The 25,766-nt window shown below is 61.4% G+C and carries 22 protein-coding genes and 2 pseudogenes; 10 read left to right on the forward strand and 14 right to left on the reverse strand.

Annotated elements, in window-relative coordinates; genetic code table 11:
• Positions 1–117, forward strand: a pseudogene (locus ACIPSK_RS25405) (IS630 family transposase); the annotation flags it as partial.
• 6 nt (positions 118–123) lie between these two features.
• Here the strand turns inward: ACIPSK_RS25405 and ACIPSK_RS25410 are convergent.
• Positions 124–964 (reverse strand): annotated as a pseudogene (locus ACIPSK_RS25410) (response regulator transcription factor).
• Positions 965–1,363: 399 nt separating this feature from the next.
• Between ACIPSK_RS25410 and sciP the strand changes: the two are divergent.
• The gene (gene sciP / locus ACIPSK_RS25415) at positions 1,364–1,639 is read left to right on the forward strand and encodes a CtrA inhibitor SciP (RefSeq protein ID WP_007533628.1); all 276 of its coding nucleotides are present in this window, start codon (positions 1,364–1,366) and stop codon (positions 1,637–1,639) included.
• A gap of 23 nt (positions 1,640–1,662) precedes the next feature.
• On the opposite strand, the gene ACIPSK_RS25420 is transcribed toward sciP, so the two are convergent.
• Positions 1,663–2,229: a paraquat-inducible protein A gene (locus tag ACIPSK_RS25420; protein WP_210254201.1), complete on the reverse strand. Its 567-nt coding sequence runs from the start codon at positions 2,227–2,229 to the stop codon at positions 1,663–1,665.
• A 54-nt stretch (positions 2,230–2,283) separates the two neighbouring features.
• Between ACIPSK_RS25420 and ACIPSK_RS25425 the strand changes: the two genes are divergently transcribed.
• Positions 2,284–2,562, forward strand: coding sequence for a GNAT family N-acetyltransferase (locus ACIPSK_RS25425; protein ID WP_017965846.1), 279 nt, complete (start codon positions 2,284–2,286; stop codon positions 2,560–2,562).
• A 417-nt stretch (positions 2,563–2,979) separates the two neighbouring features.
• Here the strand turns inward: ACIPSK_RS25425 and ACIPSK_RS25430 are convergent, their stop codons facing one another.
• Positions 2,980–3,330, reverse strand: a complete 351-nt coding sequence (locus ACIPSK_RS25430; RefSeq protein ID WP_162117948.1) for a flagellar export protein FliJ — start codon at positions 3,328–3,330, stop codon at positions 2,980–2,982.
• Between the two features lie 436 nt (positions 3,331–3,766).
• Between ACIPSK_RS25430 and ctrA the strand changes: the two genes are divergently transcribed.
• Positions 3,767–4,468, forward strand: coding sequence for a response regulator transcription factor CtrA (gene ctrA, locus ACIPSK_RS25435; RefSeq protein WP_003542362.1), 702 nt, complete (start codon positions 3,767–3,769; stop codon positions 4,466–4,468).
• A gap of 234 nt (positions 4,469–4,702) precedes the next feature.
• Here ctrA and ACIPSK_RS25440 read toward each other — a convergent pair whose 3' ends face one another.
• Entirely contained in the window at positions 4,703–5,065 is a 363-nt protein-coding gene (locus tag ACIPSK_RS25440; RefSeq protein WP_003542364.1) for a response regulator, read from the reverse strand.
• Positions 5,066–5,185: 120 nt separating this feature from the next.
• Positions 5,186–5,833: a histidine phosphotransferase ChpT gene (chpT, locus tag ACIPSK_RS25445; protein ID WP_026154325.1), complete on the reverse strand. Its 648-nt coding sequence runs from the start codon at positions 5,831–5,833 to the stop codon at positions 5,186–5,188.
• A gap of 194 nt (positions 5,834–6,027) precedes the next feature.
• Here chpT and ACIPSK_RS25450 point away from each other — a divergent pair, with 194 nt between their 5' ends.
• Positions 6,028–6,615, forward strand: a complete 588-nt coding sequence (locus tag ACIPSK_RS25450) for a DUF1134 domain-containing protein (RefSeq protein ID WP_017965850.1) — start codon at positions 6,028–6,030, stop codon at positions 6,613–6,615.
• Positions 6,616–6,731: 116 nt separating this feature from the next.
• Entirely contained in the window at positions 6,732–7,892 is a 1,161-nt protein-coding gene (locus ACIPSK_RS25455; RefSeq protein WP_162117947.1) for a hypothetical protein, read from the forward strand.
• A gap of 106 nt (positions 7,893–7,998) precedes the next feature.
• On the opposite strand, the gene ACIPSK_RS25460 is transcribed toward ACIPSK_RS25455, so the two are convergent.
• Together ACIPSK_RS25460 and ACIPSK_RS25465 are read right to left on the reverse strand one after the other, a co-directional pair.
• Positions 7,999–8,823: a TrmH family RNA methyltransferase gene (locus ACIPSK_RS25460; protein ID WP_162117946.1), complete on the reverse strand. Its 825-nt coding sequence runs from the start codon at positions 8,821–8,823 to the stop codon at positions 7,999–8,001.
• A 7-nt stretch (positions 8,824–8,830) separates the two neighbouring features.
• A complete protein-coding gene (locus tag ACIPSK_RS25465; protein ID WP_162117945.1) occupies positions 8,831–9,217 on the reverse strand; it encodes a hypothetical protein in 387 nt (128 codons plus the stop codon).
• 41 nt (positions 9,218–9,258) lie between these two features.
• Here ACIPSK_RS25465 and ACIPSK_RS25470 point away from each other — a divergent pair, with 41 nt between their 5' ends.
• Together ACIPSK_RS25470 and rpoH are read left to right on the forward strand one after the other, a co-directional pair.
• Positions 9,259–10,284: an RluA family pseudouridine synthase gene (locus ACIPSK_RS25470; RefSeq protein ID WP_162117944.1), complete on the forward strand. Its 1,026-nt coding sequence runs from the start codon at positions 9,259–9,261 to the stop codon at positions 10,282–10,284.
• 189 nt (positions 10,285–10,473) lie between these two features.
• Positions 10,474–11,382, forward strand: coding sequence for an RNA polymerase sigma factor RpoH (gene rpoH / locus ACIPSK_RS25475; RefSeq protein ID WP_017961766.1), 909 nt, complete (start codon positions 10,474–10,476; stop codon positions 11,380–11,382).
• Between the two features lie 79 nt (positions 11,383–11,461).
• On the opposite strand, the gene ACIPSK_RS25480 is transcribed toward rpoH, so the two are convergent.
• Positions 11,462–14,011, reverse strand: coding sequence for a hypothetical protein (locus tag ACIPSK_RS25480; protein WP_162117943.1), 2,550 nt, complete (start codon positions 14,009–14,011; stop codon positions 11,462–11,464).
• A gap of 60 nt (positions 14,012–14,071) precedes the next feature.
• The gene (locus ACIPSK_RS25485; RefSeq protein ID WP_162117942.1) at positions 14,072–15,370 is read right to left on the reverse strand and encodes an adenylosuccinate synthase; all 1,299 of its coding nucleotides are present in this window, start codon (positions 15,368–15,370) and stop codon (positions 14,072–14,074) included.
• A 191-nt stretch (positions 15,371–15,561) separates the two neighbouring features.
• Between ACIPSK_RS25485 and ACIPSK_RS25490 the strand changes: the two genes are divergently transcribed.
• Complete coding sequence (locus tag ACIPSK_RS25490; RefSeq protein WP_017965856.1) at positions 15,562–16,479, forward strand: DMT family transporter; 918 nt, start codon at positions 15,562–15,564, stop codon at positions 16,477–16,479.
• A gap of 3 nt (positions 16,480–16,482) precedes the next feature.
• On the opposite strand, the gene ACIPSK_RS25495 is transcribed toward ACIPSK_RS25490, so the two are convergent.
• Positions 16,483–17,331, reverse strand: coding sequence for a GNAT family N-acetyltransferase (locus ACIPSK_RS25495; protein ID WP_162117941.1), 849 nt, complete (start codon positions 17,329–17,331; stop codon positions 16,483–16,485).
• 144 nt (positions 17,332–17,475) lie between these two features.
• Here ACIPSK_RS25495 and ACIPSK_RS25500 point away from each other — a divergent pair, with 144 nt between their 5' ends.
• Complete coding sequence (locus ACIPSK_RS25500) at positions 17,476–17,796, forward strand: hypothetical protein (protein WP_162117940.1); 321 nt, start codon at positions 17,476–17,478, stop codon at positions 17,794–17,796.
• Here the strand turns inward: ACIPSK_RS25500 and ACIPSK_RS25505 are convergent.
• From ACIPSK_RS25505 to ACIPSK_RS25520, 4 genes are all read right to left on the reverse strand, one after another.
• A complete protein-coding gene (locus ACIPSK_RS25505) occupies positions 17,709–19,526 on the reverse strand; it encodes a putative bifunctional diguanylate cyclase/phosphodiesterase (protein WP_162117939.1) in 1,818 nt (605 codons plus the stop codon). The genes ACIPSK_RS25500 and ACIPSK_RS25505 overlap by 88 nt on opposite strands.
• Before the next feature lie 131 nt (positions 19,527–19,657).
• Positions 19,658–21,442: a dihydroxy-acid dehydratase gene (locus ACIPSK_RS25510; protein WP_162117938.1), complete on the reverse strand. Its 1,785-nt coding sequence runs from the start codon at positions 21,440–21,442 to the stop codon at positions 19,658–19,660.
• Entirely contained in the window at positions 21,439–22,350 is a 912-nt protein-coding gene (locus ACIPSK_RS25515; RefSeq protein WP_162117937.1) for an NAD(P)-dependent oxidoreductase, read from the reverse strand. Before ACIPSK_RS25515 ends, ACIPSK_RS25510 begins: the two co-directional genes overlap by 4 nt.
• Positions 22,351–22,564: 214 nt before the next feature.
• Entirely contained in the window at positions 22,565–25,765 is a 3,201-nt protein-coding gene (locus ACIPSK_RS25520; protein WP_162117936.1) for an efflux RND transporter permease subunit, read from the reverse strand.
• Position 25,766: the final 1 nt, after the last annotated feature.

Here is a 25,766-nt window from a genome sequence, read left to right on the forward strand (position 1 = left end):
CAAAAGCGAACCAGCGAGGATACATGGCGCCATCTCGGGCACCTCGTCGAAACCATCAAACCAGACGAATGCGAAAACTACTTCCGCAATGCAGGATACGCTTCAGTCAAAACATGAACCGCTCTAGAGCAGCCGGTACCGGAATGCTCTGGCGACCGCCTGCATGCGATTGACCGAATCGTGCTTGCGCATCGCGCTCTTCAGATAACCTGCCGCCGTATGCGACGAGAGATCGAGAACGATCGCGATCTCGTCGCTGCTCTTGCCGGCCGCCGACTACAGCGCCGCGCGTCTTTTTAGACGCGCAAAGGACGCTGTACACTTTGAATTGCTGGCTGATTCCTTAAATCGATTCCCATTAAAGGAATCAGCCAGCGTCGCAAGCATTCGATTTCGCGGGCCGGGTAAGCGCCTCCGACGGACCGTCTTCCCCGCTGCCATTGCGCGAAACTTTGTCCAGAAGCTCCATGCAGCCGTAGAGCAGCGCCATAGCCTGCTCCCGTGTGAGCATAGGACGGCCGCCTGAGAAGACGAAGATGTATTATTTCAGGTCAGCGTCGTGTAGCGCGAAGGCGGAGGAATTCTTCAGCCCTTGCATCTGAAAGAGCGTGTTGAGTTTGCGGTTTTCCTGATTGGCGGCGCTGCCCGCAAACGCCCCCTCCTCGCAGAAGATCGGCACGATCGCGCTTCATCGCAGTCACCAGTCTGCCGCAATAGAAGAGATCGGCGGCCTCGTAAAAGCCGACAAGGCTTTGCGGCCATTTGCTGATCAGCCGGTTTTCGGTGAAAGCGGTACCGTCGCCCGCGGGAAAGCCGAGAGCAGATAGAAATCGAAGCCCGCAAGCTTCGCCATCTCGCCGAGCCGATCGTTGCCATCATTGAACGAAACCCCGGCGCCATCGGCCTGCGAAGGCGAAAATACAGCATCCTCAGCGCAGTCGACTGCGCGCTCAGGTCTTTTCATCTTCGTAATCCTCATATAGCCAGCTTCGGCTCGGCCTCACTGCCGGCGGCGAGAAGGTCGCGCCGGAGCATCAGCAAAGATGGCTTCTGCCTCGCATCCCGAGGACACGAAGCATCAAAAAGCGACTGGACTGATACAGCGGGAAGAACGGAGACGAAGTCTTGCGCTCATTCTTATGTTGCAGCGCTGATAAGATCATCCCGGGAAAACAGCTAATATTTATCCACATGGCTCCCATGCAGGCGCCACAAATTCCCGTAGCGGCAAGCGGCCGCTCCAAATCGCCGGCCAGGGCCGGGCGTCTAAATTTGTTATCAAAGTCTTACGATGGGTTTAGGCAATTTTTAAATGTGGCAGGCTAGAGTGGGGCTCGTGGTCTTGCGTTGTGTAGAGAGTCCAATGACCGAAATGATACGTCCCCGAGTGAAATATGTCATCGGCCCCGATGGCAGCCCCCTGACGATTGCGGATCTTCCGCCGCCCAATACGCGGCGCTGGGTGATTCGCCGGAAGGCAGAGGTTGTCGCGGCTGTTCGCGGTGGCTTGTTGAGCTTGGAAGAGGCCTGCGAGCGTTATACGCTCACGGTCGAAGAATTCCTCTCCTGGCAGTCGTCGATCAACAGTCACGGTCTCGCCGGCCTGCGCACCACGCGCATTCAGCAATATCGTCACTGATCACGCGCCAGCATCGACGACATCTATTTCGGGCCGGACGCATCTCCCATGAGGGAATGAAGAAGGCCCGAAATCATTGACGAGGCCGCGTAGCACCAGAGGCCGGGCTGCGTGAAGGCGTCGGCCAGCCCAGTCGTCTTCGCCGCCGCAATGACGATCGCAACCAGCAGCACGTCCATCATCGACCACTTGGACAGATGCGGTACGACGCGACGATAGAACAGGCTGCCGACCCCGCTGCCGGCGGCCGGCGCTTCTGCGGCGATCCCCATCGCCTCAGCTGTGATGCCGATCATCTTCAGAAGCGGGAGCAGGATCGAAACCAACGCGACGATCGCCGCCAGCAGCCCATCCCCGCCTTGCCAAAGCGAGACGATGATTTCGATGAGCGACGGCGTGTCGTCGAAGAAATATAGAGTCTCGAAACGGACCAGCGGTAAGACGAGGCCGAGCGCCAGGAAGAACGGCGCGGCCACGAGAAGCACGGGGCGAAACATCGAAAGCGCCTTCATTGCCGCGAACCTCGTATCGACCCTATATTTTGCATGAACACTCCGTCTCCTGCCTCTATTGCCTCCACGGCTTGGCATGACCGCGCCGCCATGTCACGGTCCGCCAAGACAAATCCGTTACGAGGAAAGACAATGGACATTCGAAACGAGGAAGGCGCCTCCGGCGGCCGTTATGCGGCCGAGGTCGAAGGACACGAGGCGGAGATGACCTATTCACGCACATCGCCGAAGCTCGTCATCATCGATCACACGGGCGTTCCCGATGCGCTGCGCGGCAAGGGTGTCGGCCAGGCGTTGGCGCTCCATGCTGTGGAAGCAGCCCGCACCGGTGGCTGGAAGATCATCCCGCTTTGCCCCTTCTTCAAGGCGCAGGCGCAACGCCATCCGGAATGGAAAGACGTCGTGAACTAGATGCGTAAAAACAAGGACCTAAAGCGCAAGGAGCGACTCTGAAAGATCGCAACGCGCTTTAGTCCATTGGCCCGAAAATCGGTATCGATTTTCGGAAAAGCACGATGCGAGATTGAAAGAGTTAGAGCGTCCTTTTGCGTGTCCGGAAGGGCCCGCGGCGCTCTAATGCGCGGGCTCAAAGACACGCAGCGGTTTTGGGACACGCGCAAAAAATGCAATCGCGTCGTGTGAATCACGCTCGATGTGACCCGCTTTGGACCTAGCGTCTTCCATCGCTCGCGGCGTGACAACCTCGATTTCGGCGAGAGCCGCCCAAGGCGCAAACACCAAAAGCCATGTATGACGGACAGCGCGCCCATCATACATGGCTTCTCAGTGGCGATGCCAGAGCGCCGAAGCCGGCGCCCGCCGTTTCTCTTACGCCCTTGCGCGGGCGGCGCCGTCACGCTCTTCCAGCGCTGTGGCCCTTGCATATTCCGCCTGCATCTCCTCGAGCGCCATTTCCAGCGTCTCTTCCTGCGTCTTCAGTTCCTTGATCGAAACCTGCAGGTTGTCAGCCCGCTGACGCGCGGCCTTGGCGAAGGTCGGATAAGCAAAGTGATTCGGGTCTGATATACCGGACTTCTTTTCCTCGACGACGATCTGGCTCTCCAGATCCTTCGTCATCCGTTCGAATTCGGACATCATCATCTGCAACTGCTGCAACTGACGTCGTTTTTCATTCACCTGAAATTCCTTCAGGCGAACGAGACTTTCTCGCGACTTCATACGCATTACTCCCGTGATGCGAGACCCCGGCTCAACTTGAAACCGCCCTGCGCGCCGCTTTGACACGGTTTGCTAAAAAATTTCCTGCGATATTAACAAATACCTACCGCTGGTAACCTTTCGTTTACGGGCATCGTTAATGATAGGCCCGATGATTTAAGGGTCGGTAAATGCCGCGGCATGAAATTCGAACCTTTTCATTGGCGAGTCGGATGAATCACTTAGCGCTGTTTCCTAATGTTAAAGTAGAGGGACGCCCTTTTGAGATTCCTATTGGAAAACAGAGAAATGGAAAAATTGTTTAATAAATTCGATACTCCTTGCCAGAGTGAATTAGAATTTGTTAACCATTTCGTGGCAGCTTTCAAATCACGTAGCGTGTTCGGTATCGTGTAGGGGGCCAGACCACCTTTCGGCGGCGGTAAAGGGGATAATTATGCGGGTACTTCTAATCGAGGATGACAGCGCGACGGCGCAGAGCATCGAGTTGATGCTGAAATCAGAGAGTTTCAATGTTTATACCACCGATCTCGGTGAAGAAGGCGTCGATCTGGGCAAGCTGTATGATTATGACATCATCCTTCTCGATCTGAACCTGCCCGACATGTCCGGATATGAGGTGCTTCGCACTCTCCGACTGTCCAAGGTCAAGACACCGATCCTCATTCTGTCGGGCATGGCCGGCATCGAAGACAAGGTTCGTGGCCTCGGCTTCGGCGCCGACGACTACATGACCAAGCCGTTCCACAAGGACGAGCTCGTCGCCCGTATCCACGCCATCGTCCGCCGCTCCAAGGGCCATGCCCAGTCGGTCATCATGACCGGCGAGTTGATCGTCAACCTCGATGCCAAGACTGTGGAAGTCGGCGGCCAGCGCGTCCATCTGACGGGCAAGGAATATCAGATGCTGGAGCTGCTTTCGCTCCGCAAGGGCACCACCCTCACCAAGGAAATGTTCTTGAACCACCTCTACGGCGGCATGGACGAGCCGGAACTGAAGATCATCGACGTCTTCATCTGCAAGCTCCGCAAAAAGCTCGCCAATGCTGCCGGCGGTGCCAACTACATCGAGACCGTCTGGGGCCGCGGTTACGTTCTTCGCGAGCCGGATGGTGCCGAATACGCCGAAACCGCCTGATATTTTTCCGATCCCCTTATCGGACAAACGAAGATCCCGCCTTTTCGGCGGGATTTTTCGTTTCTGCTTACGATGGGCGAGACTCACCTGATGTAGAGGATCTTAGGCTGGATCAGCCTGAAGTGCCCTGTATCTCGATGAAGAAAATAGAACGTGGCAGCCGTCGAACGTGCTTGCACTTTCGGCGTCATGCTCCAGGGACGCCGACATCGGCGGGGAAAGAGGCCGCGCCGGTCAGGCGGCGATCGCGCGGTTTCCGAAAACGGCGGTCAGGATCTTGCGATCGAACGGCTTCAGCAGAAAGTCGGTGGCACCGGCCCGTTTGCCTGCCATCAGCTTCTTCAGATCCGCCTCGACGACGCAGTAATAGATCTTGACCTCTTTGCCGCCCTCCATGGCGCGGATGGCGGCGATGAGATCAAGCGCACCTTCCATGCCGGAATCGACGATCAGATATTCCGGCAGCTCCGCCTGGCAGCGCTGCAGCGCCTCGCCGGCGTTGGAAGCTTCGCTGACGAGAAAGTCGAGTTCGGAGAGAATGCGCTTGCCGACCTTGCGGACGATGTCCGAATTATCGGTGATCATGAACCTTTGCATGGCCGCTCCTTTGCCCCCGCATTCGTCGTAGCAAGAGGCCTCTTACAACCCTGGAGAATAGGTCCATCAGGCTAAGGAATCGTTACCGGACGAGCCCAGGCACGCGTCCGCGCTCCGAAATCAGGCTGCCGCGGCCACCGCCGTGAACACCAGTTCGTCGGCACTGGCGCTGTGCTCAAGCGTCATCCCGCACTCCTGCGCCAGAAGCACGGTGTAATAGGGCTGGATCGAATGGGCGTCGATCGCCTCCTCGATGGTGCCGGTCGATATCTCGACGAATTTCGGCGGCAAGCGCATCAGTTTACCTTTGGCCGTGAGCCTGAACCTGGCATCGAACTCGGGATTTTCGAGCGTTACCTCGAGCACGCCGCCGCGCGGAATGGCGGAATAGGCAACGAGGAAGAGGTTGAGCAGCAGCTTGACACGGTTCTTGGCGACGATGGCGCGCGGTCCGTTCCAGATCACTTCGGTCTTCTTCTCGGCGACGGCGAAATCCTTGGCAGCGCGTTCGGCTTCGCCGGTGTCGATCGAGGCGCCGACGGAACCCGATGCGCCGAAGGCCAGGCGTGCAAACTTCAAGCGGACGGAAGCGTTGAGCGCGCTGGTGCGGATCAGGTCCATCGCATCGGAATCGGCGCCGCCTTCATCCAGGAGTTCCAGGCCGTTGTTGATTGCGCCGACGGGCGAGATAACATCGTGGCAAACGCGGCTGCAAAGAAGCGCGGCCAGATCCGGGCCAGACAGAGTAAGATTTGGGTTCTTGGACATCATCGTCTCCTGAGGGGCGGCAATTTCATCGCGCCCGGAATATGCTTCATCAAAATTGCGCGAAGTTTGCGATCGTACTCGGTGCCATAATGACACCATATTTGGTAAACCGATTGTTAAGATCATCGGGGCAAAATGCACCAATCGCCGCGAGCGGTTGCCCGCTCCAAGCCAAACGACGAACGGATGACACCATGCGCCTTCGATTTCCGCACCGATTCATCGGCTTCTTCAGGTTGTTTTCGGCCCTCGTCTTCTCCTCGCTGATGGTTGCCGGGCCGGCCACCGCCCAGGACAACGGCCAGTACACGATTCAGGAAATCGTCGACGCCGGCCACTCCTTCTTCGGTTCCGCCAGCGGCGGACTTGCCAAGGTCGTCGAGAGTGCGTTCCAGAAATACGGCCTGCCAAACGGCTATATCCTCGGACAGGAAGGCGGCGGCGCCTTCATCGCCGGTCTTACCTATGGCGAAGGCCAGCTGAACACCAAGAACGCCGGCGAACATAATCTCTACTGGCAGGGACCTTCGCTCGGTCTCGATTACGGTGGCCAGGGCTCGCGCGTGATGATGCTGGTCTACGACCTGCCCTCCGTCAACGGCATCTATGCGCGCTTCGGCGGCGTCAGCGGCTCGGCCTATGTGATCGCCGGCTTCGGTATGACCTTGCTCAAGAACAACGACGTGCTGGTCGTGCCGATCCGCACCGGCGTCGGCGCCCGCCTGGGCATCAATGTCGGCTATCTCAAGATCACCCAGGCGCCGACCTGGAACCCTTTCTGAGGCCGCAAAGCCACCGGAATCTGCCGCCGCTCACACCGGCGGCCTTGCCATGCGTGTCATGCGTGCTTAATTATCGCGGCTGACGCCGTATCAACCTTCTTACCGATGGCCGCGCCGTGATCGAATATGCTCTTTTGTTCGGATTGGGCTTCCTGACCGCGGCCTTCCTTGTCTTTTTGGTCTCGCCCGCCGTTCACCGCCGCATTGTCTGGTATACCGAGAACCGGCTGAAAGCGACGATGCCGCTGAGCCCTCAGGAGGTTCGCGCCCAGAAGGATATGGTGCGTGCGCTCTATGCCGCCGAAAATGCCCGCACGGCCCAGGATCTTCTGCGTGAGCGCGAGAAATCCCTGTCGCTCCAGCTTCGTCATGACGCACTCGCCGTCGATGCCGGCAGGCTTGCCGCCGAGATCGGCGAATTGCAGACCCAGATCGGCGAGATGCATGTCGAGGCCGCCGACCAGCGCTCGCATCTGCGCAAGGACGAGAACTATATCAGCCAGTTGAAGACCAACCTGCATATTGCCGAGCAGTCCGCTGCCAGCAAGGAGAGCGAACTGGCGACGATGCGGACGCGGCTGAGCAAACTCGGTGAACAGGTCGATGGGCTGAGGATCGACCTGGCTGCGCGCGAAACCGAGGCAGAGAGCCTGAAATTCCGCGTCAACGCGCTGCGTGATGAACGCGATACCCTGCGTCAGGATGTCAACTTGCTGCAGAAGCGCGCCAAGGATGCCGAACAGAAACTGATGCAACAGCAGCATATGGTGATCCGCCTGGAGGATAAGGCCGCGCGCGAGAGCGCTTCCGCCACCGAAAAGGAAACTCTGGTCGTTCGCCGCCAGCAGGAGATCGCCAAATTGAAGGAGCAGTTGAAGGCCGCTAACGCAGAGATCCGCAAGGTCAACCGGGTATTGCGCGACGCCGGCCTTGCCGGCATGGTCGCGGAGCTGCCGGCGGAAATGATGGCCGAAGACACGACCGCATCCGCGCTCAACACCGCCGCCATGACGGCCGAGATGGGCGAGGATGTCCGCAAGCGCAGCGCCGCCCTTGCCGAGCGCCTGCAAAAGGCAAAGGCCGTAACCGGGCGCGATGGCGCGATCCGCGAGGAGATCGCCTCGATCGCCGCCAATATGGTGGCGCTGACCGCACTCAACGAGGGGCCTTCCTCGCCGATCCGCACGCTGCTCGCAGATGCCGCGGAAAAGAACCCCAACGATCGCGTCAGCCTTGCCGACAGAGCGGCGGCGATCATCGCCGATCCCCCGCGCTGACGCCTTAGCGCGGCGCGCGGCGGATAGGACGAGCGGCGCGCCATCATTTTGAATTGGCATAATCCCAAAAATCGATTCCGATTTTCGGGCGTATAGGCTAAATCCGCTAAATCCGCCCCATCGCGGAGGCCATGGAAAACAGCGCGATCCCCGTCGCCGTCGCGGCATTGAGACTGTCGAGTTCCTCAGACTGTGGAATGCGCGCGCTCCGGAACCGCGCAAGCAGCGCCTCCGGCAACCCCTCGCCCTCGGTGCCGACGACGAGCGCCATCCGCGTCGAGGCCGGAATGGCGCGGATATCGGTCTTGCCGTGCGGCGAAAGCGTCCAGATGGCAAAGCCCCGTTCGGCAAGCGCCAGGAGCACATCCAAGGCCTTGCCGCCACGCCGATGCGGAACACTCAGCACCGAACCGACCGAGACACGCAGCGCCTTGCGGTAGAGTGGATCACAGGAGGTTTCGTCGAGCAGCACCGCGTCCGCTCGGAAGGCGGCCGCATTGCGGAACATCGAGCCGGCATTGTCGTGATTGGAAATGCCGCAACCGACAAGCACCAGCGCCCGTTCCGGCAGCGCGTCGAGAAGTGCCGCCTCGCCGCGATCCTCCCGCCGGCCGAGCGCGAGAACGCCGCGGTGCAGGTGGAAACCGACGACGCCGTCGAGTACATCAGACCCGGCGACATAGACCGGCACGTCGGCCGGAAACCGCTCCAGGACGGGCAGGACGCCCTCGACACGATTGCGCAGCAGCAGGATCTTCTCGGCGAAAAAGCCGCGGCCTGCCGCATGCGCCTCGGCGAGCATGCGCAGCACGACGGTGCCCTCGGCGATGAAGCGGTTCTCTCGGCCCGTCAGGTCGCGCTCGCGGATCGCGCGGAATTCAGCGACGCGTGGATCGTCGGCGCTGTTGATGTCGATCGGAACGGCGGCCATGCCGGTTTCAATTGCCCGCGACAGTGACGTCGGCAACCGTCCGGCCGGTCCTGAGATCGTAAACCAGCGCCTTGCTCTTGCCCTCGGCCGTTTCGCCGTAGAACAGGATCTGCCCTGATGAAAACGAGGTGGACTGCACCTTGAAGCCGAGCGGCAGGGAAACGGTCGCCGCAAGCGGCGCATCCGAGGGTACGCCGGTGGCGGCAACAGCGGACGCCGTCTCCTTCGGTTCGCTGTGCATCACCTTGTAGACAACCGCGCCGAAGACCGCCATAAGGCTCACGAACATGATGGCGCCGGAAACGATCTGCAGGCGGACCATCTTGCGCCGGACACTTTCCATCGCCGGATCAAGGGGCTTCTCTTCCTGGTCGTCTGGCTCGATTGCTGTCATCTGTGCATCCCGTTCTAAAAATACGTCGGAGAAGAAGCGTCTTGAGCGACCCCTTTAAACAAACAGCCGGCAATAGAAAAGTCCTGACCGCCGATGAAACTGCCGAAGGCCGGTTGGACGCCTGGCTGACGGCGCAAGTCGGCGAGGAATTTTCGCGCAGCCGCATCAAGGCGTTGATCAAGGACGGCCAGGTTTTTCTGCGCGGCGAACCCGTTACCGACCCGCAGCGCAAGGTGCGCACCGGCGACAATTTCGAACTCACGCTGCCCGAGCCGGAAGACCCGACGCCGCAGGGCGAGGACATCCCGCTCGATATCCTCCATGAGGACGACGATGTCATCGTCATCTCCAAGCCTTCCGGTCTCGTCGTCCATCCCGGCGCCGGCAACTGGACGGGGACACTGGTCAACGCGCTGATCCACCATTGCAGCGATACGCTCTCCGGCATCGGCGGCGTGCGCCGCCCCGGCATCGTCCACCGTCTTGACAAGGACACGACAGGCGTGATGGTCGTCGCCAAGAACGACATCGCTCATCGTCACCTGTCGCTGCAATTTGCCGACCATGGCCGCACCATGCCACTGGAGCGGGCCTATCAGGCAATCGTCTGGGGCCGGCCCCGCACGCTGTCGGGCACGGTCGACGCGCCACTTGGCCGCGCCACCGGCGATCGCACGCGCCGCGCCGTCAAGCGCCCTGACAGTCAGGACGCCGACGAGGCGATCACGCACTACCAGGTGATCGAGCGCTTCCATGAGAAGCCGGATGCGACCGCGTTCGCCTCGCTGGTCGAGTGCCGCCTCGAAACCGGCCGCACCCACCAGATCCGTGTCCACATGGCCCATATCGGCCATCCGCTGCTCGGCGACACGGTTTACGGCGCCGGCTTCAAGACCAAGGCTAATCTCCTGCCGGAAGAGATCCGCAAGATCGTCAACGGTTTTGGCCGCCAGGCGTTGCATGCCTTCATGCTGCAGTTCGAGCATCCCCGCACCGGCGAACTCATGCATTTCGAAGTGCCGCTGCCGGATGATATGGTCGAACTGATCGAGGCGCTACGCCAATAAAGGCGGCTCTGAAATGTCGCCTGCCCGCCTCACACCTGCATGAGCGGCATCTTGAACCGCTGTTTCGCCACACTTATCTATATATTGACTTAGTGCGGGCTCGAAGAGAGCCGCACGCCCCGGTTTGCCTTTTTTAACGCGAGGATGCGTTTCCATCGGGAACCGGAATTCACTTTAGGAGGGTGCACTATGGCCCGAAATACCTTGCCGTCCATCACCGCCGGCGAAGCCGGTCTCAACCGTTACCTCGACGAAATCCGCAAGTTCCCGATGCTGGAGCCGCAGCAAGAATACATGCTCGCAAAGCGTTATGCCGAGCATGGCGACCGCGACGCTGCCCACAAGCTGGTCACCAGCCATCTTCGCCTCGTCGCGAAGATTGCGATGGGTTATCGCGGCTATGGCCTGCCGATCGGCGAAGTCGTCTCCGAGGGTAATGTCGGCCTGATGCAGGCCGTCAAGAAGTTTGATGCCGAGCGCGGCTTCCGCCTCGCCACCTATGCCATGTGGTGGATCAAGGCCTCGATCCAGGAATATATCCTGCGCTCGTGGTCGCTGGTGAAGATGGGCACGACTGCCAACCAGAAGCGTCTGTTCTTCAATCTGCGCCGGCTGAAGGGACGCATCCAGGCAATTGATGACGGCGATCTGAAGCCGGAGCACGTCTCGGAAATTGCCACTAAGCTAAACGTCTCGGAGGAAGAGGTCATTTCGATGAACCGCCGCCTCTCCGGCGACGCCTCGCTGAACGCGCCGATCAAGGCAGCCGAAGGTGATGGCGGCCAGTGGCAGGATTGGCTGGTGGACGACCATGACAGCCAGGAAGACGTGCTGATCGAACAGGACGAACTCGAAACTCGCCGGCGCATGCTGGCGAAAGCGATGAGCGTGCTGAACGAGCGTGAACGCCGCATCTTCGAGGCTCGCCGCCTCGCCGAGGATCCGGTGACCCTGGAAGACCTTTCGACCGAGTTCGACATCAGCCGCGAACGCGTCCGACAGATCGAGGTTCGCGCCTTCGAAAAGGTGCAGGACGCCGTGCGCAAGGAAGCCCTGGAACGCGCCAAGGCCGTCCGCGTCGTCGAAGCCACGGCATAAAACCTGCCGCATGATAGAATTGAAGGCGGGCCTTGCAGCCCGCCTTTTCATTGATCTCTGCTGCACCCGGGAAAAGCCATCACTGGCTCGTCGAGACATCCCCGAGTGCGGTCCATTCCTTGATCGCGGTATTGAAGGCGTCCGTCCCCGTACCGCCCTTCTCCATCGTCAGCAGCGCGCGGCGGCCGTTGCGGTAGGTAATCGGAATATCGATCCAATTGCGGGTCGACATTAGGTCGAGATTGGCCTTGCGCGCATCGGGGTAGTCGTTGAGCGCGATCATGTGGAAATCGTCGGTGATCTTGGCCGGAACCGCAATCAGCGCATCGCCGCGATCCTGTTCCGTGCGCTTCATCGAGATGCGCTGGACGCTTTCGATGCTGCCGCCTTCGAAATTCGGCGGCACCGAGAAGACGATCTCGACCAGATGGCTTGCCGGGAGCGACGGATCGGAATTGCGTTTGAAGGTGACGAGCGCCGAGAGATTGCGCTCGGGAACGGTAACGTTGCCCTGCACTGTCGCCTCCTGCCGGCCGTCCTGGCCGGCCTCGTGCTGCACGCTCCAGACGACCGATCCCTCGATCGCCGTCGGCGAGCTTTGGCCGATGCGCTCCTCATAGAGAAACATCTTTTGCGACGAACCGACGGGTGCGGTCTGCTGCGGCGATGCCACCGGGCCGTTCGGTGTCCGCGTTTCGGCGGGTGCCGCATCGCCCTGCGCGCTGGCAGGCGGCGTATCTGCTGCCGCGACGTTCTGTTCGGCGACCGATTTTCCTTCCGCGGTCGGTGTTCCCGGCACAGTTGCCGGTCCGCTGTCGACCTCGGTCCCATCGGTCAGCAGCCGTTGGGTGAATTTCGAATTGGCCGCAGTGCCGTCGTTATTCATTGACGCTACCTGCGGGTTTGGGTTTGGGTTCGGCTGCGCCGGCGTCGCTGGGGTATTCTGCGCTCCTGGTGTGGTCGGCTGGGCTGGCGTCACCGCGCCTGGCTGGGCTGGCGTTACCGCGCCTGGCTGAGCAGGCGTCGCCGAGCGATCCGGCGGCGTTGCCGCCTCGTTCCTGGTCGCCTGCGACGGTGCCGAGCTGACGAGCCCGTCGACCATCGCCACCAGCGCCTCCCTGTTCGTCCAGCCGGCATAGCCGCCGCCACCGATCAGGATGAGTGCGAAGATGAGCGTGATCACGGTGCCGATGCCGAAGCGGCGGCGCTTCGGCTCGATACGAAAGCTCTTGCCCTGCAGCTTGGAGGCAACAATCTGATCGATATCCATCGACGGATCGGCGTCATCGTCATCAGCGGCGACCGATCCGCGGCGGTCGTAGCCGCGCAGCGCCTTCGCCTCTCGCCAGGCCTCGCTCGGCGCGCTGCTGGCAGGCGCCGGCTTGCCGTTGTGCACTTCCGCGAAGATATCAACATCGTCGAAATGCGAGGCGACCGGCGTCTTCTTATTGCTGCCTGCCTCAATCGGCGGCAGATCGTCGAACGCAGCCGTCTCCCAGGAAAAACTTTCCTTGGCGGCCGGCATGACGGCCGCGGGTGCCACTTTTTCGAGGCTCGATATCACCTCCTCGAAAGCGCGTGCCGAGGCATCGGCCGTAATCGGTGCCGGCGCCGTCTCCGAATATTGCCTGAGTTCCTCTTCGGCCCATTCGGTCTCCGCATCCTTGGGCGCCGGGGCCGGCTTTTCGGCAACGGGTTCGGTCCAGACGGGGTCGAAATGCGCCGCCGCGGCGGCCTGCAACGGCTCCTCGCGGCTGTGCTCGACAAATTCCTGCGGACGATCGAAATCGGCGACCGGCTCCACCAGCCGGTTGGATGCGTGGTCTATGCCGCGGGTGATCGGCTGCAACGGCTCAACGGGCTCGTAAGCCTCCTCGGCCTCCGGTCCCCCGCTTTCCGCCGCCAGCGGTCCGGCCGCGATCTCTTCGGCTTCCACGGGATGATGCTCATCAGCACGGTCTTCGTCGGCTTGCTCGCTGCGATGTTCGGCAGGCGCCTCCCAGCCGTCATATCCGGCGGGCACATCTTCGTCAGCGACGTCGCGCGCCTCACTGGCATGCCATTCCTCGGCCGGCGCTTCCTCCTCATGCGAGGGGTGCCAGTATGTCTCGGCGGCACCGGATGTCTCCGGCAAAATCGCTGTCTCGGCGGCAACAGGGATTTCGGCGGGAACAGGTTCTTCCGCGGAAAGCGGCTCCTCGGCAGCGACCTCTTCGTCAGCTTCCTCTGGCGCGGCGGCTTCCACGTGATCCGGCTCGTCGGCGGCCTCGGCCGCCTGCGGTTCCGCATAGGCTTCGTAGACCGGTTCCTCGACAGCCGTCTCCAGCGTCGACGCCGGTTCGTTTTCGTCGTGAACCGCTTGTTCTTCGAAGGATTCCGGCGCGGTGACGTCCGCAAGCGGCGCATCGAGCGGCAAAGCCTCGGAATGTTCGCCTTCCACTTCGCGGATGGCGGCCTCGAGCTTTTCGAGCTGGCGTTGCAGCATGGCTTCCGGCGGACGCGGCTTCATGTTCTCGAGCTGCCGCTGCACTGCGCCGCGGGCACGTTCGTAGACTTTCACCCGCATCTCAGGGGTATTTTCAGCCAGGCCGTCGACGGCCCGCCGAATGACTGCAATAAAATCCGCCATTAGTACTTTCTCAAGAAGTCCGGCACTCTACCGAACCATCCTCCACAGTGACCCGTGAGCTTAATCCTCAAACGGATCGGTCACAAGTATGGTGTCATCCCGCTCCGGGCTGGTGGACAGGAGCGCGACAGGCGCCCCGATCAGCTCTTCGACCTGGCGAACATATTTGATCGCCTGTGCCGGCAGATCCGCCCAACTGCGGGCGCCGACGGTCGATTCCTTCCATCCCTCCAGCGTGACGTAGATCGGTTCGACCCTAGCTTGCGCTCCCTGGCTTGCCGGAAGATGATCAATCTGTTCGCCGTCGAGCGTATAGCCGACGCAGATCTTCAATTCCTCGAGACCGTCGAGCACGTCGAGCTTGGTGAGCGCGATGCCCGTGATGCCGTTGGTGGCAACCGACTGGCGCACCAGTGCGGCGTCGAACCAGCCGCAGCGCCGCTTACGCCCCGTCACAGTACCGAACTCATGCCCCTTCTCGCCCAGGAACTGGCCAATTTCGTCGGTGAGCTCGGTCGGGAACGGGCCTTCGCCGACGCGCGTCGTATAGGCCTTGGTGATGCCGAGGATATAACCGAGCGAGCCGGGTCCCATGCCGGAACCGGCTGCCGCCTGGCCGGCCACCGTGTTCGAGGATGTGACGAAGGGATAGGTGCCGTGATCGATGTCGAGCAGGCTGCCCTGCGCGCCTTCGAAGAGGATGCGGGCACCCTTGCGGCGCTCCTTGTCGAGGAAAAGCCAGACCGTATCACGGAAAGGCAGTACCCGGTCGGCGATCGAGGTCAGTTCATCCATGATCGCCTGGTGGCTGACCTCGGCGACACCGAGGCCGCGGCGAAGTGCGTTGTGATGCGTCAGAATACGGTCGACCTTGCCGGAAAGGCTTTCGAGATCGGCAAGATCCATGACGCGGATGGCGCGGCGGCCGACCTTGTCTTCATAGGCCGGGCCGATGCCGCGGCGCGTCGTGCCGATTTTCGTGCCGCTGTTCGACGCAGCATCCTCGCGCATCGCGTCGAGCTCGCGGTGCAGCGAAAGAATGAGCGTCGCATTGTCTGCAATGCGCAGATTGTCAGGCGTAACCGTCACGCCCTGCGCCTCCAGCCGGCCAATCTCGGCGATCAGCGCATGCGGATCGACGACGACACCGTTGCCAATGACGGCCATCTTGCCCGGGCGCACGACGCCGGACGGCAAGAGCGAGAGCTTATAGCTGGTGCCGTCGATAACCAGCGTATGGCCGGCATTGTGTCCGCCCTGATAGCGCACGACAATATCCGCACGCTCCGAAAGCCAGTCGACAATCTTGCCCTTGCCTTCGTCACCCCATTGCGAACCGACCACGACTACGTTCGTCATCCAACTCTTCCTGTTACCGGCGCGGAACCGCGCACCTGCTCAAACCCGCGCATCTATAAAGCTTTGTTTTTTGGAAAGCGACCCTGTTGTCACAGCAGATTGGGCTTTTTACGTGACAAATCAGCAGCCGACAGGCTATTTCCCGTCACAAAACGCCGCACGGCGATCGCGGAAAGACGGGAAGAACGCTCTTGCAAGCCACGGCCTATATCTGCCTCGTTATCGCCACCCTCTGCTGGGGTGGCAACTCCGTCGCCGGCAAACTCGCGCTCGGGCATATCAGCCCGATGATGCTGACCTTCCTGCGCTGGTTCCTCGCTGTGGCGGTGATCGCCGTGATTTCAGTACCGCAACTGCGCAAGGACTGGCCGGTGGTCAGGAAGAACCTTCCGCTGCTCCTCTTCTACGGCGTCATCGGCTACACCCTTTTCAACGCCATGCTTTACTCGGCCGTGCAATATACGACGGCGATCAACGTCGCCATCGAGCAGGCCGGCATCCCGATGCTGATTTTCCTGCTGAATTTCATGTTCTTCCGTACCGGCATTTCGCTGGCGCAATGTCTCGGCTTCGGCATGACGCTGATCGGCGTCGCTTTGACCGCCGCACATGGTGACCTCTCAACGCTGCTGCAACTAGGCCTCAACCGCGGCGACGGGCTGATGCTGATCGCCATTGCCGCCTATTCGGTCTACACGATCTTCCTGCGCTGGAAGCCGCCGCTGGACTGGCGCACGCTGATGGCGGTCCCAGCGCTCGGCGCCATGCTCACCTCGCTGCCGCTGCTCCTTTGGGAGGCCGGCCGTGGCGCGGCGCAGTGGCCGGACCAGGCCGGCTGGGTCATCACTCTCTACACGGCGATCTTCCCGTCACTAGTGGCGCAGATCCTTTATATCAAGGGCGTGGTGGCAATCGGTGCCAACCGGGCCGGCCTGTTCATCAATCTCGTGCCGGTGTTCGGAACGCTGCTCTCCGTCGCGCTGATCGGCGAGCAGCTGCAGTCGTTCCATGTGATCGCGCTGGTGCTGACGTTAGGCGGCATCGCGATCGCCGAAAAGGGCCGGCCGAAAGCTTCGGCACAAACCGTGCCCGCCTCACCCGTGGACTAGAGCCTAACCGAGTTCCAGCGTCGTCACGCCGAAGACGTGCTTCAGCGGGATAGCCGGCGCCGGCCCGCGATACATGCGTGTCGTCTCGAACACCGGTTGAAGACCGAGCCCTTCGGCAAGCGCGACTGCCTCGTGGTTCGCCGTGGGAATATCGATGAAGACCGCGGCCCCCTTCGCCTCGGGGATCAATTCGGCAAGTAGCGCGGCAGCGCTATCGGCATCGTTGGCAAAGAGTGGGCCGATCTTGTAGCCGTCGTAGCAGCGGCGGATGGTGCCGTAACCGCGGATCTTGTGGCTCTTGCGCACCACCGCCGAACGACGGCCCTTGCGGGCGGTGCACCAGGCAGCGAGAAAGGCATCCCGCGGCTGCGGAAAGATCGCCGAATCATATCGCTGCAGGCCTTCGAGGCGTGAATCCAGCACCGGCTGCGCGACAAGCGTCGAGACAGGCAAGGAGTTGGCGACCCCGCCGTAGCGAATGGTGGCGTAGGCGGGTTCGAAGCCGGCGTTGCGGTAGTTGTCCTGCTGTGCGGCGACGCCGTCGAGACCGATCGTGCGATCTCCCGCGCTGGCAATGCCCGCCTGCCAGATCGCCTTGCCGTAACCTTTGCCGCGGAAATCGGGATGGACGATGTAGAGGCCCAGGAAGGCGAAACTCTCGCCATATTTGACGACCGAAATCGACCCGACGGGGACTTCGCCGATAGCGCCGACGAAAAATCCTGACGGATCGGCCTCGATGAATGCAAGCGAATCGTCGAGGCCCGGGTTCCAACCCTCCTGACGCGCCCATTCGAGCACGAGTTCCAGTTCGCCGGGCCGCATCAAACGAACGGCAAATTCCGAATTCATGCAACTTTCCCAGATTGAATGTCCCGCAAGTCCATCCCGGCAATGGCAAAGCAATTGTCAGGTCCCAGCTCCCCGATTGCACCTGCGAATGATGGAGAGCCGCGCTCATGGACTTGACGACGCGTATAATCATTTTTCGATGCAATGCAGAAAGCTTCGTTTCCGCATTACCATGAAACAATGCTGTTGCAAGCTCAAGAAGATTACTTGCGCGCCATTATCTTCCTGCCGATGCGAATAAAACGCCGCGCCGAAAAAATATCGCCTGCCGATTTGAACGGCGAGGAAAGCATTTCGGCAAAAACACCTCCGCGCCCCGGCAAGGACGTTGTTGAAACTGGGCGTGACGACGGCCACCCGGCGACAAATCGGCCGGTTCAGCTGACCATCGCGGTCTTCTGCTTTTCAATCCCGCTCGTCGTCGATGAGAAAAGACGGCCTGTCTCGGCCGCCGGTGCTGGATAACCGAACGCGTAACCCTGCAGGCCGTCGCAACCGAGTTGCGCCAGCACGACGGCATGCGCCTCGGTCTCGATGCCCTCGGCGATCACCTCGACATCGAGTGCCTTGGCGATTTCCACGATCGAACCCACGACGCGCCGCTGCTCGGCAGAGCTGACAACTTCGGTGACGAGCTGCCGGTCGATCTTCAGCCGCTTTGGCCGCAGCTTGACGAGACCGATGAGCGAGGCATGGCCCGATCCGAAGTCGTCGATCTCGATATCGATGCCCATCTGTTTGATATCGCCGATCTGATCGAGCAGTTTTTCGTCGCTGTCGTCGAGGAATATCGTCTCGACCAGTTCGAAGACGATCGCACCGGGCGGAATGGCGAGTCTCCTCAGCTTGTCCAGCAGCGTCGGATCGGCAAGGCGCGACGCCGAGATATTGACGGCGATGCGCGGTACCGCAACGCCGCGCAACTGCCAGAACAGCCGGTCTTCGAGAACGCTTTTCAGGATCGCCGCATCGATCTCGGCCGCAAGTCCGTGCTCATCGGCGATCTTCAGGAATACCCCCGGGGCGAGCACGCCCTTCTCGGGATGTTTCCAGCGCGCCAGCGCCTCGAAGCCGATGACTTCTCGCGTCCGGGCGTCGAGCTGCAGCTGATAATAGGGAATGATCTCGCCGCGCTCCAGCCCAAGCTTCAGCTCTTCGGCGAGACGACGCTTGGATCGCAGATCCTCCTGCAGTTGCCGCGTGAAGAATTCGACGCGGTTCCGCCCGAGCTTCTTGGCCTGGTAGAGCGCCAGATCGGATTCGGCAAGCAGGTTGTGCGCCCGCCGATCGCCGCTCCAGGAAACGCCGATCGAGGCACCGGATTGCAGCATCTCTTGGCCGAAGCGGATCTTCTTCCGCAGCCGGCGCTGGAGATCCTCGGTGATCAGCTTCAGCTCGGTGAGATCGGTGAAATTGACCAGCACGATGACGAACTCATCGCCGCCAACGCGGGCAACCATGCCATTTACAGGAATGGCAGCGGTGATGCGAAGGGCTGCCGCCCTGAGAACAACATCGCCTGCCGCATGACCGTGGCTGTCGTTGATCTGCTTGAACTGGTCGAGGTCGAGATGCAGGACCGCAAGCGCGGTGATGCTCTTGTCGGCCGGCAGTTCCGCCAGCCGCTTGTCGAGAAGGCGCCGGTTCGGCAGGCCGGTGAGATAGTCGTGATCGGCGACATGCTCGATGCGCGCATTGCTTTCCTCGAGCGCCAGCGCCCTCGCCTCGGCCACCACCTTCTGCCGCGCCAGTTCCCCGTTGAGCAGTACGTCGGCCGTCACATCCCATTCGGCGCCGATGAAGGATGGCAGACCTTCCGCATCGACATAGAAATGGGCGCGCGAACACAAATGGCGGATTTCGCCGCTGGGCAATACGATCCGGAATTGTGAGTCATAGGCGCCGCGCGTCGCGATCGCCTGCTCGAAGTCGCGTTCGGCCCGCTCGAGATCATCGGGATGAATGGCATTCGACCAAAGCGATGCCGGCACCAACCGGCAGGTCTCGCCGGTCTCGTAGAGACGATGCATCTGCGCATCCCACAAGATCCCGCCCTGCTCGATGCTATGCTCCCAGACACCGATCCGGGATGCATCGAGAGCGAGTTCGAGCCGACGCAGAAGATCCTGAAATTCGTGTTCGGATCGTGTGGCTTTGTTCTCTGGCAACGCGGTCCCAACCTTGGAAGCTTGCATAACGGCAATATGGTCTCAGGCGGCCATTAATGAAGCCTTGTCTTGACCCCCGAACTAATGACTAGGTGAACTGTTGGTTACGACTTTCCTTTTTTGGATCAAAGGGCTTGCAGTCTGCGGCAGCTTCAAGATCAGTGGTTGTGCCGCGGCGGATTTTTTGCGATCTGGCGGAATTCCGCCGCTCCCTCCAGCACCGCGCCGTCCGACAATTGCGTAACCGAGCGGCGGTAGATCTGCTGCCACGGCGTCGCATCCGCCGGCACCGGCGGGATGCCATCGCCCTTACGCCGTTCGATCTCGGTGACATCGACCAGCATGTCGCAGCGTCCGTGGTTGAAGTCGATGCGGATCATATCGCCGGTACGAAGCCAGGCGAGGCCGCCGCCGGCGGCGCTTTCCGGCGAGGCATTGAGGATCGAGGGACTGTCCGCCGTGCCCGATTGGCGGCCATCGCCGATCGTCGGCAGGCTGCGGATGCCGCGCTTCAGGAGATGATCCGGAGGCTGCATGTTGACGACCTCAGCCGAACCCGGCCAGCCGATCGGCCCGGCGCCGCGGATGACGAGGATGGTATTTTCGTCGATGCCGAGTTGGGGATCGTTGATGCGCTTGTGATAGTCCTCCGAACCGTCGAAGACTACCGCCCTTCCCTCGAAAACGCCTTCGCGCCCTGGTTCGTCAAGGTAGCGCCGGCGGAAATCCTCCGAGACCACACTCATCTTCATGATCGCAAAATCGAAGAGATTGCCTTTGAGAACGAGGAAGCCCGCTCGTTCCTTCAGCGGCTCGGCGAACGGCTTGATGACCTCGCGGTCGCGTGCTTCCTTGCCTTCCAGGTTCTCGGCCATCGTCCTGCCCGTCACCGTGCGACAGTTGCCGTCGAGCTTTCCGGCCTGTAGCAGCTCCCACATGATCGCCGGCGTGCCGCCGGCGCGATGGAAGCGCTCGCCGAGATAGGCGCCCGCCGGCTGGACGTTGGCCAGCAGCGGAATGTCGAAACCATGCACCTGCCAGTCGTCGGGATGGAGTTCGACGCCGGCGTGCTTCGCCATCGCAGCCAGATGCGGCTGCGCGTTGGTCGAGCCGCCGATCGCCGAATTGGTGCGGATGGCATTCAGGAAAGCCTCGCGCGTCAGGATATCCGACGGCTTCAGATCCTCGAACACGATCTCGACAGCACGCCGGCCGGTGCGGTAGGCCATCTGGCCGCGCTCGCGGTAAGCGGCGGGAATGGCGCCACAGCCGGTCAGCGAAAGGCCGAGCGCCTCGGCCAGCGCATTCATCGTCGAAGCGGTGCCCATCGTATTGCAGTGGCCGACGGAAGGCGCAGAATCGAGTGCCGCTTGAAGAAACTCTTCCCGATCGATCTCGCCTGCCGCATATTTCCGCCGCATCCGCCAGATCACCGTCCCGGAGCCCGCCAGTTCCCCCTCGTGCCAGCCGTCGAGCATCGGCCCTCCGGAGAGCACGATCGCCGGAATATCGACCGTCGAAGCCGCCATGATCGCCGAAGGCGTGGTCTTGTCGCAGCCGGTGGTCAGCACGACACCGTCCAGCGGATAGCCATAGAGGATCTCGACGAGGCCGAGATAGGCGAGATTGCGGTCGAGTGCGGCCGTCGGACGCTTGCAGTTCTCGAAGATCGGATGCGTCGGAAACTCGATCGGAACGCCGCCGGCATCGCGGATGCCGTCGCGCACCCGCTTGGCAAGCTCGACATGCACTCTGTTGCAAGGCGTGAGATCGCTGCCGCTCTGGGCAATCCCGATGACCGGCTTGCCGGAGCGCAGCTCTTCCGGCGTGATGCCGTAATTCATGAAGCGCTCAAGATAGAGCGCTGCCATGTCGATATGATCGGGATTGTCAAACCAGTCCTGCGAACGCAGGCGCCGCTTCGGCGAATGGCTGTTCGTCACTGTTTTTCTCCCGGCCTGGCATTCTTCTTTTCAAGATGGAGGAGCAAGCCACTGTGATCCTTTTCGCCATTGCCATTGGCGACGAATTCGCTGAATTCGGCATGCACCGCCGCCGTCAGCGGGAGCGTCAGCGACAGGGTCTTGGCCGCTTCCATGGCGGCGTTCAGATCCTTCAGCTGGTTGCTGGACGAACCGCCTGGGGTAAATTGCCGTTCGACCATGCGCTTGCCGTGGAGTTCGAGGATACGGCTCTCGGCAAAGCCGCCGCGAATGGCATCTCGGAAGGCGGCCGGCGAGCCGCCGCCAGCTTCGATCAGCATCATCGCTTCGGCGACGGCTCCGATCGTCACCGCAACGATCTGCTGGTTGGCGAGCTTGGCGAGCTGGCCCGCACCGCTCGGGCCGACGCGGGTCACCCGCCCCATCGGCGCAAAGATATCCGCAAGCCGGTCGATGACGTCCTCGTCGCCACCCGCCATGATGGCGAGCGTACCGGCTTCAGCCCCGACGACGCCGCCGGATACCGGCGCATCGACGTGATCGACGCCGCGCTCGGCAAGCCTCGCCGAATGGTCACGGGCGAAATGCGGGGCAATCGAACTCATGTCGATGACGGTAGCACCAGGCGTCATCGCATCGGCCGCGCCGCGGTCGAACAACACGTCCTTCACCGCCTCGGCGTTGGTCAGCATGGTGATGACGACATCGGCGCCTGAAACGGCATCCGCCGGTGTTTCCGTGCAGACCGCGCCGTCTCCCGCAAGCGCTTCGGCTTTGCCGGGATCGCGATTCCAGACGGTGACGGAAAAGCCCCCGCCAAGCAGCCGGCGAGCCATCGGCGCCCCCATCAGGCCGGTGCCGAGAAAGGCGATCCGCCTGCCGTCATGAGCTTTCCCCGAACCTGTCATTCAGTCCTCCCAACTGTTGTCCGTCTTTGATAGTCCGCTCGCCCACCGTTGCAAACCGTTTTGACGGACGTAACGCATTTTTGTGGTGTGTCCTTGGATGTGGGTGGTGTGTCCGAAAACCGCGCGTACTTGTCGGCTTCATGCCCTGAAAACGATACGGGCGAGAACCGAAGTTCCCGCCCGATTTACCCGACAAAGGAAGGTTGAATTCCGTTTATTCCGCCGCGAGCCGGATGACCTCCGCCTCTTCTTCCTTGTGTTCGTCCGGCTTGTGCTGGACGAGCGGACGGTTGCCCGTCAACCGCCGCAGCAGCACGTAGAAGACAGGCGTCATGAAGATGCCGAAGAAGGTCACGCCGATCATGCCCGAGAAGACCGCGACACCCATGGCCGCGCGCATTTCCGAACCGGCGCCAGTGGAGACGACGAGCGGCACGACGCCCATGATGAAGGCGAGCGAGGTCATGAGGATCGGGCGAAGGCGAAGGCGGCTGGCCTCGATCGCGGCCTCCCGCGGTGTCCTTCCCTCGAACTCCAGTTCGCGGGCGAATTCCACGATAAGGATAGCGTTCTTCGCGGATAGGCCGACAAGCACCACCAGACCGATCTGAGTGAAGATGTTGTTGTCTCCACCGGTGAGCCAGACGCCGGTCAGCGCGGCCAGCACGCCCATCGGCACAATCATGATGATGGCAAGCGGCAGCGTCAGGCTCTCATACTGGGCAGCCAACACCAGGAAGACGAGCAGTAGAGCCAGCGGGAAGACAACGACACTGGAGTTACCGGCAAGGATCTGCTGATAGGTCAGATCCGTCCATTCGAAGTCGATGCCCGCAGGCAGCGTTTCGTGAAGGATCTTCTCGATTGCCGCCTGCGCCTGACCCGACGAGAAGCCCGGTGCCGGACCGCCGTTGATATCGGCGGCCAGGAAGCCGTTGTAGCGGTTCGCGCGTTCCGGACCGGTGCTCGGTTCCACCTTCAAGAGGGCCGAAAGCGGGATCATCTCACCCGATGCCGACCGGACCTTCAACTGGCCGATATCCTCCGGCTGGGCGCGGAATTTCGCATCGGCCTGAACACGGACGCTGTAGGTCCGGCCGAAGGCGTTGAAGTCGTTCACATAGAGCGAGCCGAGATAGATCTGCAGCGTTTGGAAGACGTCGGTGACGGAAACTCCGAGCTGCTCGGCCTTGGCACGGTCGAGATCGGCGTAGAGCTGCGGCACGTTGATCTGGAAGCTGGAAAACAGCCCGGCGAGTTCAGGCGTCTGATAGGCCTTTGCAAGCACTGCCTTGGTCGCCTCGTCGAGCGCCTGGTTGCCGAGGCCCGCACGATCCTCAATCTGCAGCTTGAAACCGCCTGTCGTGCCGAGACCATTGACCGGCGGCGGCGGGAACATCGCGATAAAGGCATCCTGGATGACGCCGAACTTCTGGTTCAGCGCCATGGCGATTGCGCCGCCCGAGAGATCAGGCGTCTTGCGCTCCTCGAAGTCCTTCAGCGTCACAAAGACGATGCCGGCATTCGAGGAGTTGGTGAAGCCGTTGATCGACAGGCCTGGGAAGGCGATCGCATTCGCAACCCCCGGCTGCGCCAGCGCGATGTCGGTCATGCGCTTGATGACGTCCTCCGTGCGGTCGAGGCTTGCGGCATCCGGCAGCTGGGCGAAGCCGATCAGATACTGCTTGTCCTGCGACGGCACGAAGCCGCCGGGAACCGTGCTGAACAGACTGTAGGTCGCACCGACCAGTGCCAGATAGATCACCATGACGATGCTCTTGCGCGACAACAGCCCACCCACGCCCTTGCCGTAGGCATTCGAGCCCGCGCCGAAGACACGGTTGAAGCCGCGGAAGAACCAGCCGAAGATGGCGTCCATGAACCGCGTCAGCCAGTCCTTCGGCTGATCATGGCCCTTCAGGAGAAGGGCTGCCAGCGCCGGAGACAGGGTGAGCGAGTTGAAGGCCGAGATGACGGTCGAGATTGCGATCGTCAGTGCGAACTGGCGATAAAACTGACCTGACAGGCCGGAGATGAAAGCAAGCGGCACGAAGACCGCGACGAGCACCAGCGCGATCGCGACGATCGGACCGGAGACTTCCTTCATCGCCTTGTAGGTGGCAGCCCGCGGCGACAAGCCTTGTTCGATATTGCGCTCGACGTTTTCGACAACGACGATCGCGTCGTCGACGACGATACCGATCGCAAGCACCAAGCCGAACAGACTGAGCGCGTTGATCGAGAAGCCGAAGACATACATGACCGCGAAGGTGCCGATAATCGATACCGGTACCGCGATCAGCGGGATGATCGAGGCACGCCACGTCTGCAGGAACAGGATGACGACGAGGACGACGAGAGCAATGGCTTCGAGCAGCGTGTCGATGACCTTCTCGATCGAGGCGCGCACGAATTTCGTCGTATCGTAGACGATCTCGTATTTGACGCCGGCAGGCATGGCGAGCTGCAACTGATCCATGGTCGCGTTGACATTGTCCGCAATTTCGATCGCGTTCGAACCCGGCGCCTGCAGGACAGCGACGGCGACGGCCGGCTTGCCGTCGAGCAGCGAACGCAGCGTATAGTCCGCAGCACCGAGTTCGATGCGGGCGACATCGCGAAGGCGGGTGATCTCGCCACTGGCGCCCGTCTTGACGATGATGTTGCCGAATTCCTCAGGCGTGCGCAGGCGGCCCTGGGCATTGACGTTGAGCTGCAGATCCACACCGGGCTGGCTCGGCGACGCGCCGATGATACCGGCGGCGGCCTGGATGTTCTGGGAGCTGATCGCGCTGCTGATGTCGCTGGCGGCCAGATTGTGCTCGGCGGCCTTCTGAGGGTCGATCCAGACACGCATGGAATAGTCGCCGGCGCCGAAGACCTGCACCTGACCGACGCCTGCGATGCGGGCGAGCCGATCCTTGATGTTCAGGGTCGCGTAGTTGCGAAGATAGGTGATGTCGTGATCGCCCCCGTCAGAGACGAGGTTGACGACCATGATGAAGTTGGGCGAGCTCTTGACTGTGGTGATGCCGAGCGAACGGACTTCCGCCGGCAGGCGCGGTTCGGCCTGCGAAACGCGGTTCTGCACGAGCTGCTGCGCTTTGTCGGGGTCGGTGCCGAGCTTGAAGGTGACGGTGACGTTGAGCACGCCGTCCGATGTCGCCTGGCTGGCCATGTAGAGCATGCCTTCGACGCCGTTGATCTGCTCTTCGAGCGGCGTTGCCACCGTTTCGGCGATGACGGACGGGTTGGCGCCGGGATAGGTGGCGCGCACGACGATCGACGGCGGCACGACCTCCGGATATTCGGAAATCGGCAGCGCGCGCAGGCCGATCAGGCCGGCAACCAGAATGAGGACCGAAAGAACACCGGCAAAGACCGGGCGGTCTACAAAGAATCTGGAGATGTTCATA

Source organism: Rhizobium sp. LARHSG275 (assembly GCF_052871115.1).

Coding starts and splice junctions, on each gene's coding strand:
- sciP (WP_007533628.1), top strand. CDS start 1,364: ATGACCGAAATGATACGTCCCCGAGTGAAATATGTCATCGGCCCCGAT.
- ACIPSK_RS25420 (WP_210254201.1), bottom strand. CDS start 2,229: ATGCCAAGCCGTGGAGGCAATAGAGGCAGGAGACGGAGTGTTCATGCA.
- ACIPSK_RS25425 (WP_017965846.1), top strand. CDS start 2,284: ATGGACATTCGAAACGAGGAAGGCGCCTCCGGCGGCCGTTATGCGGCC.
- ACIPSK_RS25430 (WP_162117948.1), bottom strand. CDS start 3,330: ATGAAGTCGCGAGAAAGTCTCGTTCGCCTGAAGGAATTTCAGGTGAAT.
- ctrA (WP_003542362.1), top strand. CDS start 3,767: ATGCGGGTACTTCTAATCGAGGATGACAGCGCGACGGCGCAGAGCATC.
- ACIPSK_RS25440 (WP_003542364.1), bottom strand. CDS start 5,065: ATGCAAAGGTTCATGATCACCGATAATTCGGACATCGTCCGCAAGGTC.
- chpT (WP_026154325.1), bottom strand. CDS start 5,833: ATGTCCAAGAACCCAAATCTTACTCTGTCTGGCCCGGATCTGGCCGCG.
- ACIPSK_RS25450 (WP_017965850.1), top strand. CDS start 6,028: ATGCGCCTTCGATTTCCGCACCGATTCATCGGCTTCTTCAGGTTGTTT.
- ACIPSK_RS25460 (WP_162117946.1), bottom strand. CDS start 8,823: ATGGCCGCCGTTCCGATCGACATCAACAGCGCCGACGATCCACGCGTC.
- ACIPSK_RS25465 (WP_162117945.1), bottom strand. CDS start 9,217: ATGACAGCAATCGAGCCAGACGACCAGGAAGAGAAGCCCCTTGATCCG.
- rpoH (WP_017961766.1), top strand. CDS start 10,474: ATGGCCCGAAATACCTTGCCGTCCATCACCGCCGGCGAAGCCGGTCTC.
- ACIPSK_RS25480 (WP_162117943.1), bottom strand. CDS start 14,011: ATGGCGGATTTTATTGCAGTCATTCGGCGGGCCGTCGACGGCCTGGCT.
- ACIPSK_RS25485 (WP_162117942.1), bottom strand. CDS start 15,370: ATGACGAACGTAGTCGTGGTCGGTTCGCAATGGGGTGACGAAGGCAAG.
- ACIPSK_RS25495 (WP_162117941.1), bottom strand. CDS start 17,331: ATGAATTCGGAATTTGCCGTTCGTTTGATGCGGCCCGGCGAACTGGAA.
- ACIPSK_RS25500 (WP_162117940.1), top strand. CDS start 17,476: ATGCAGAAAGCTTCGTTTCCGCATTACCATGAAACAATGCTGTTGCAA.
- ACIPSK_RS25505 (WP_162117939.1), bottom strand. CDS start 19,526: ATGCAAGCTTCCAAGGTTGGGACCGCGTTGCCAGAGAACAAAGCCACA.
- ACIPSK_RS25515 (WP_162117937.1), bottom strand. CDS start 22,350: ATGACAGGTTCGGGGAAAGCTCATGACGGCAGGCGGATCGCCTTTCTC.
- ACIPSK_RS25520 (WP_162117936.1), bottom strand. CDS start 25,765: ATGAACATCTCCAGATTCTTTGTAGACCGCCCGGTCTTTGCCGGTGTT.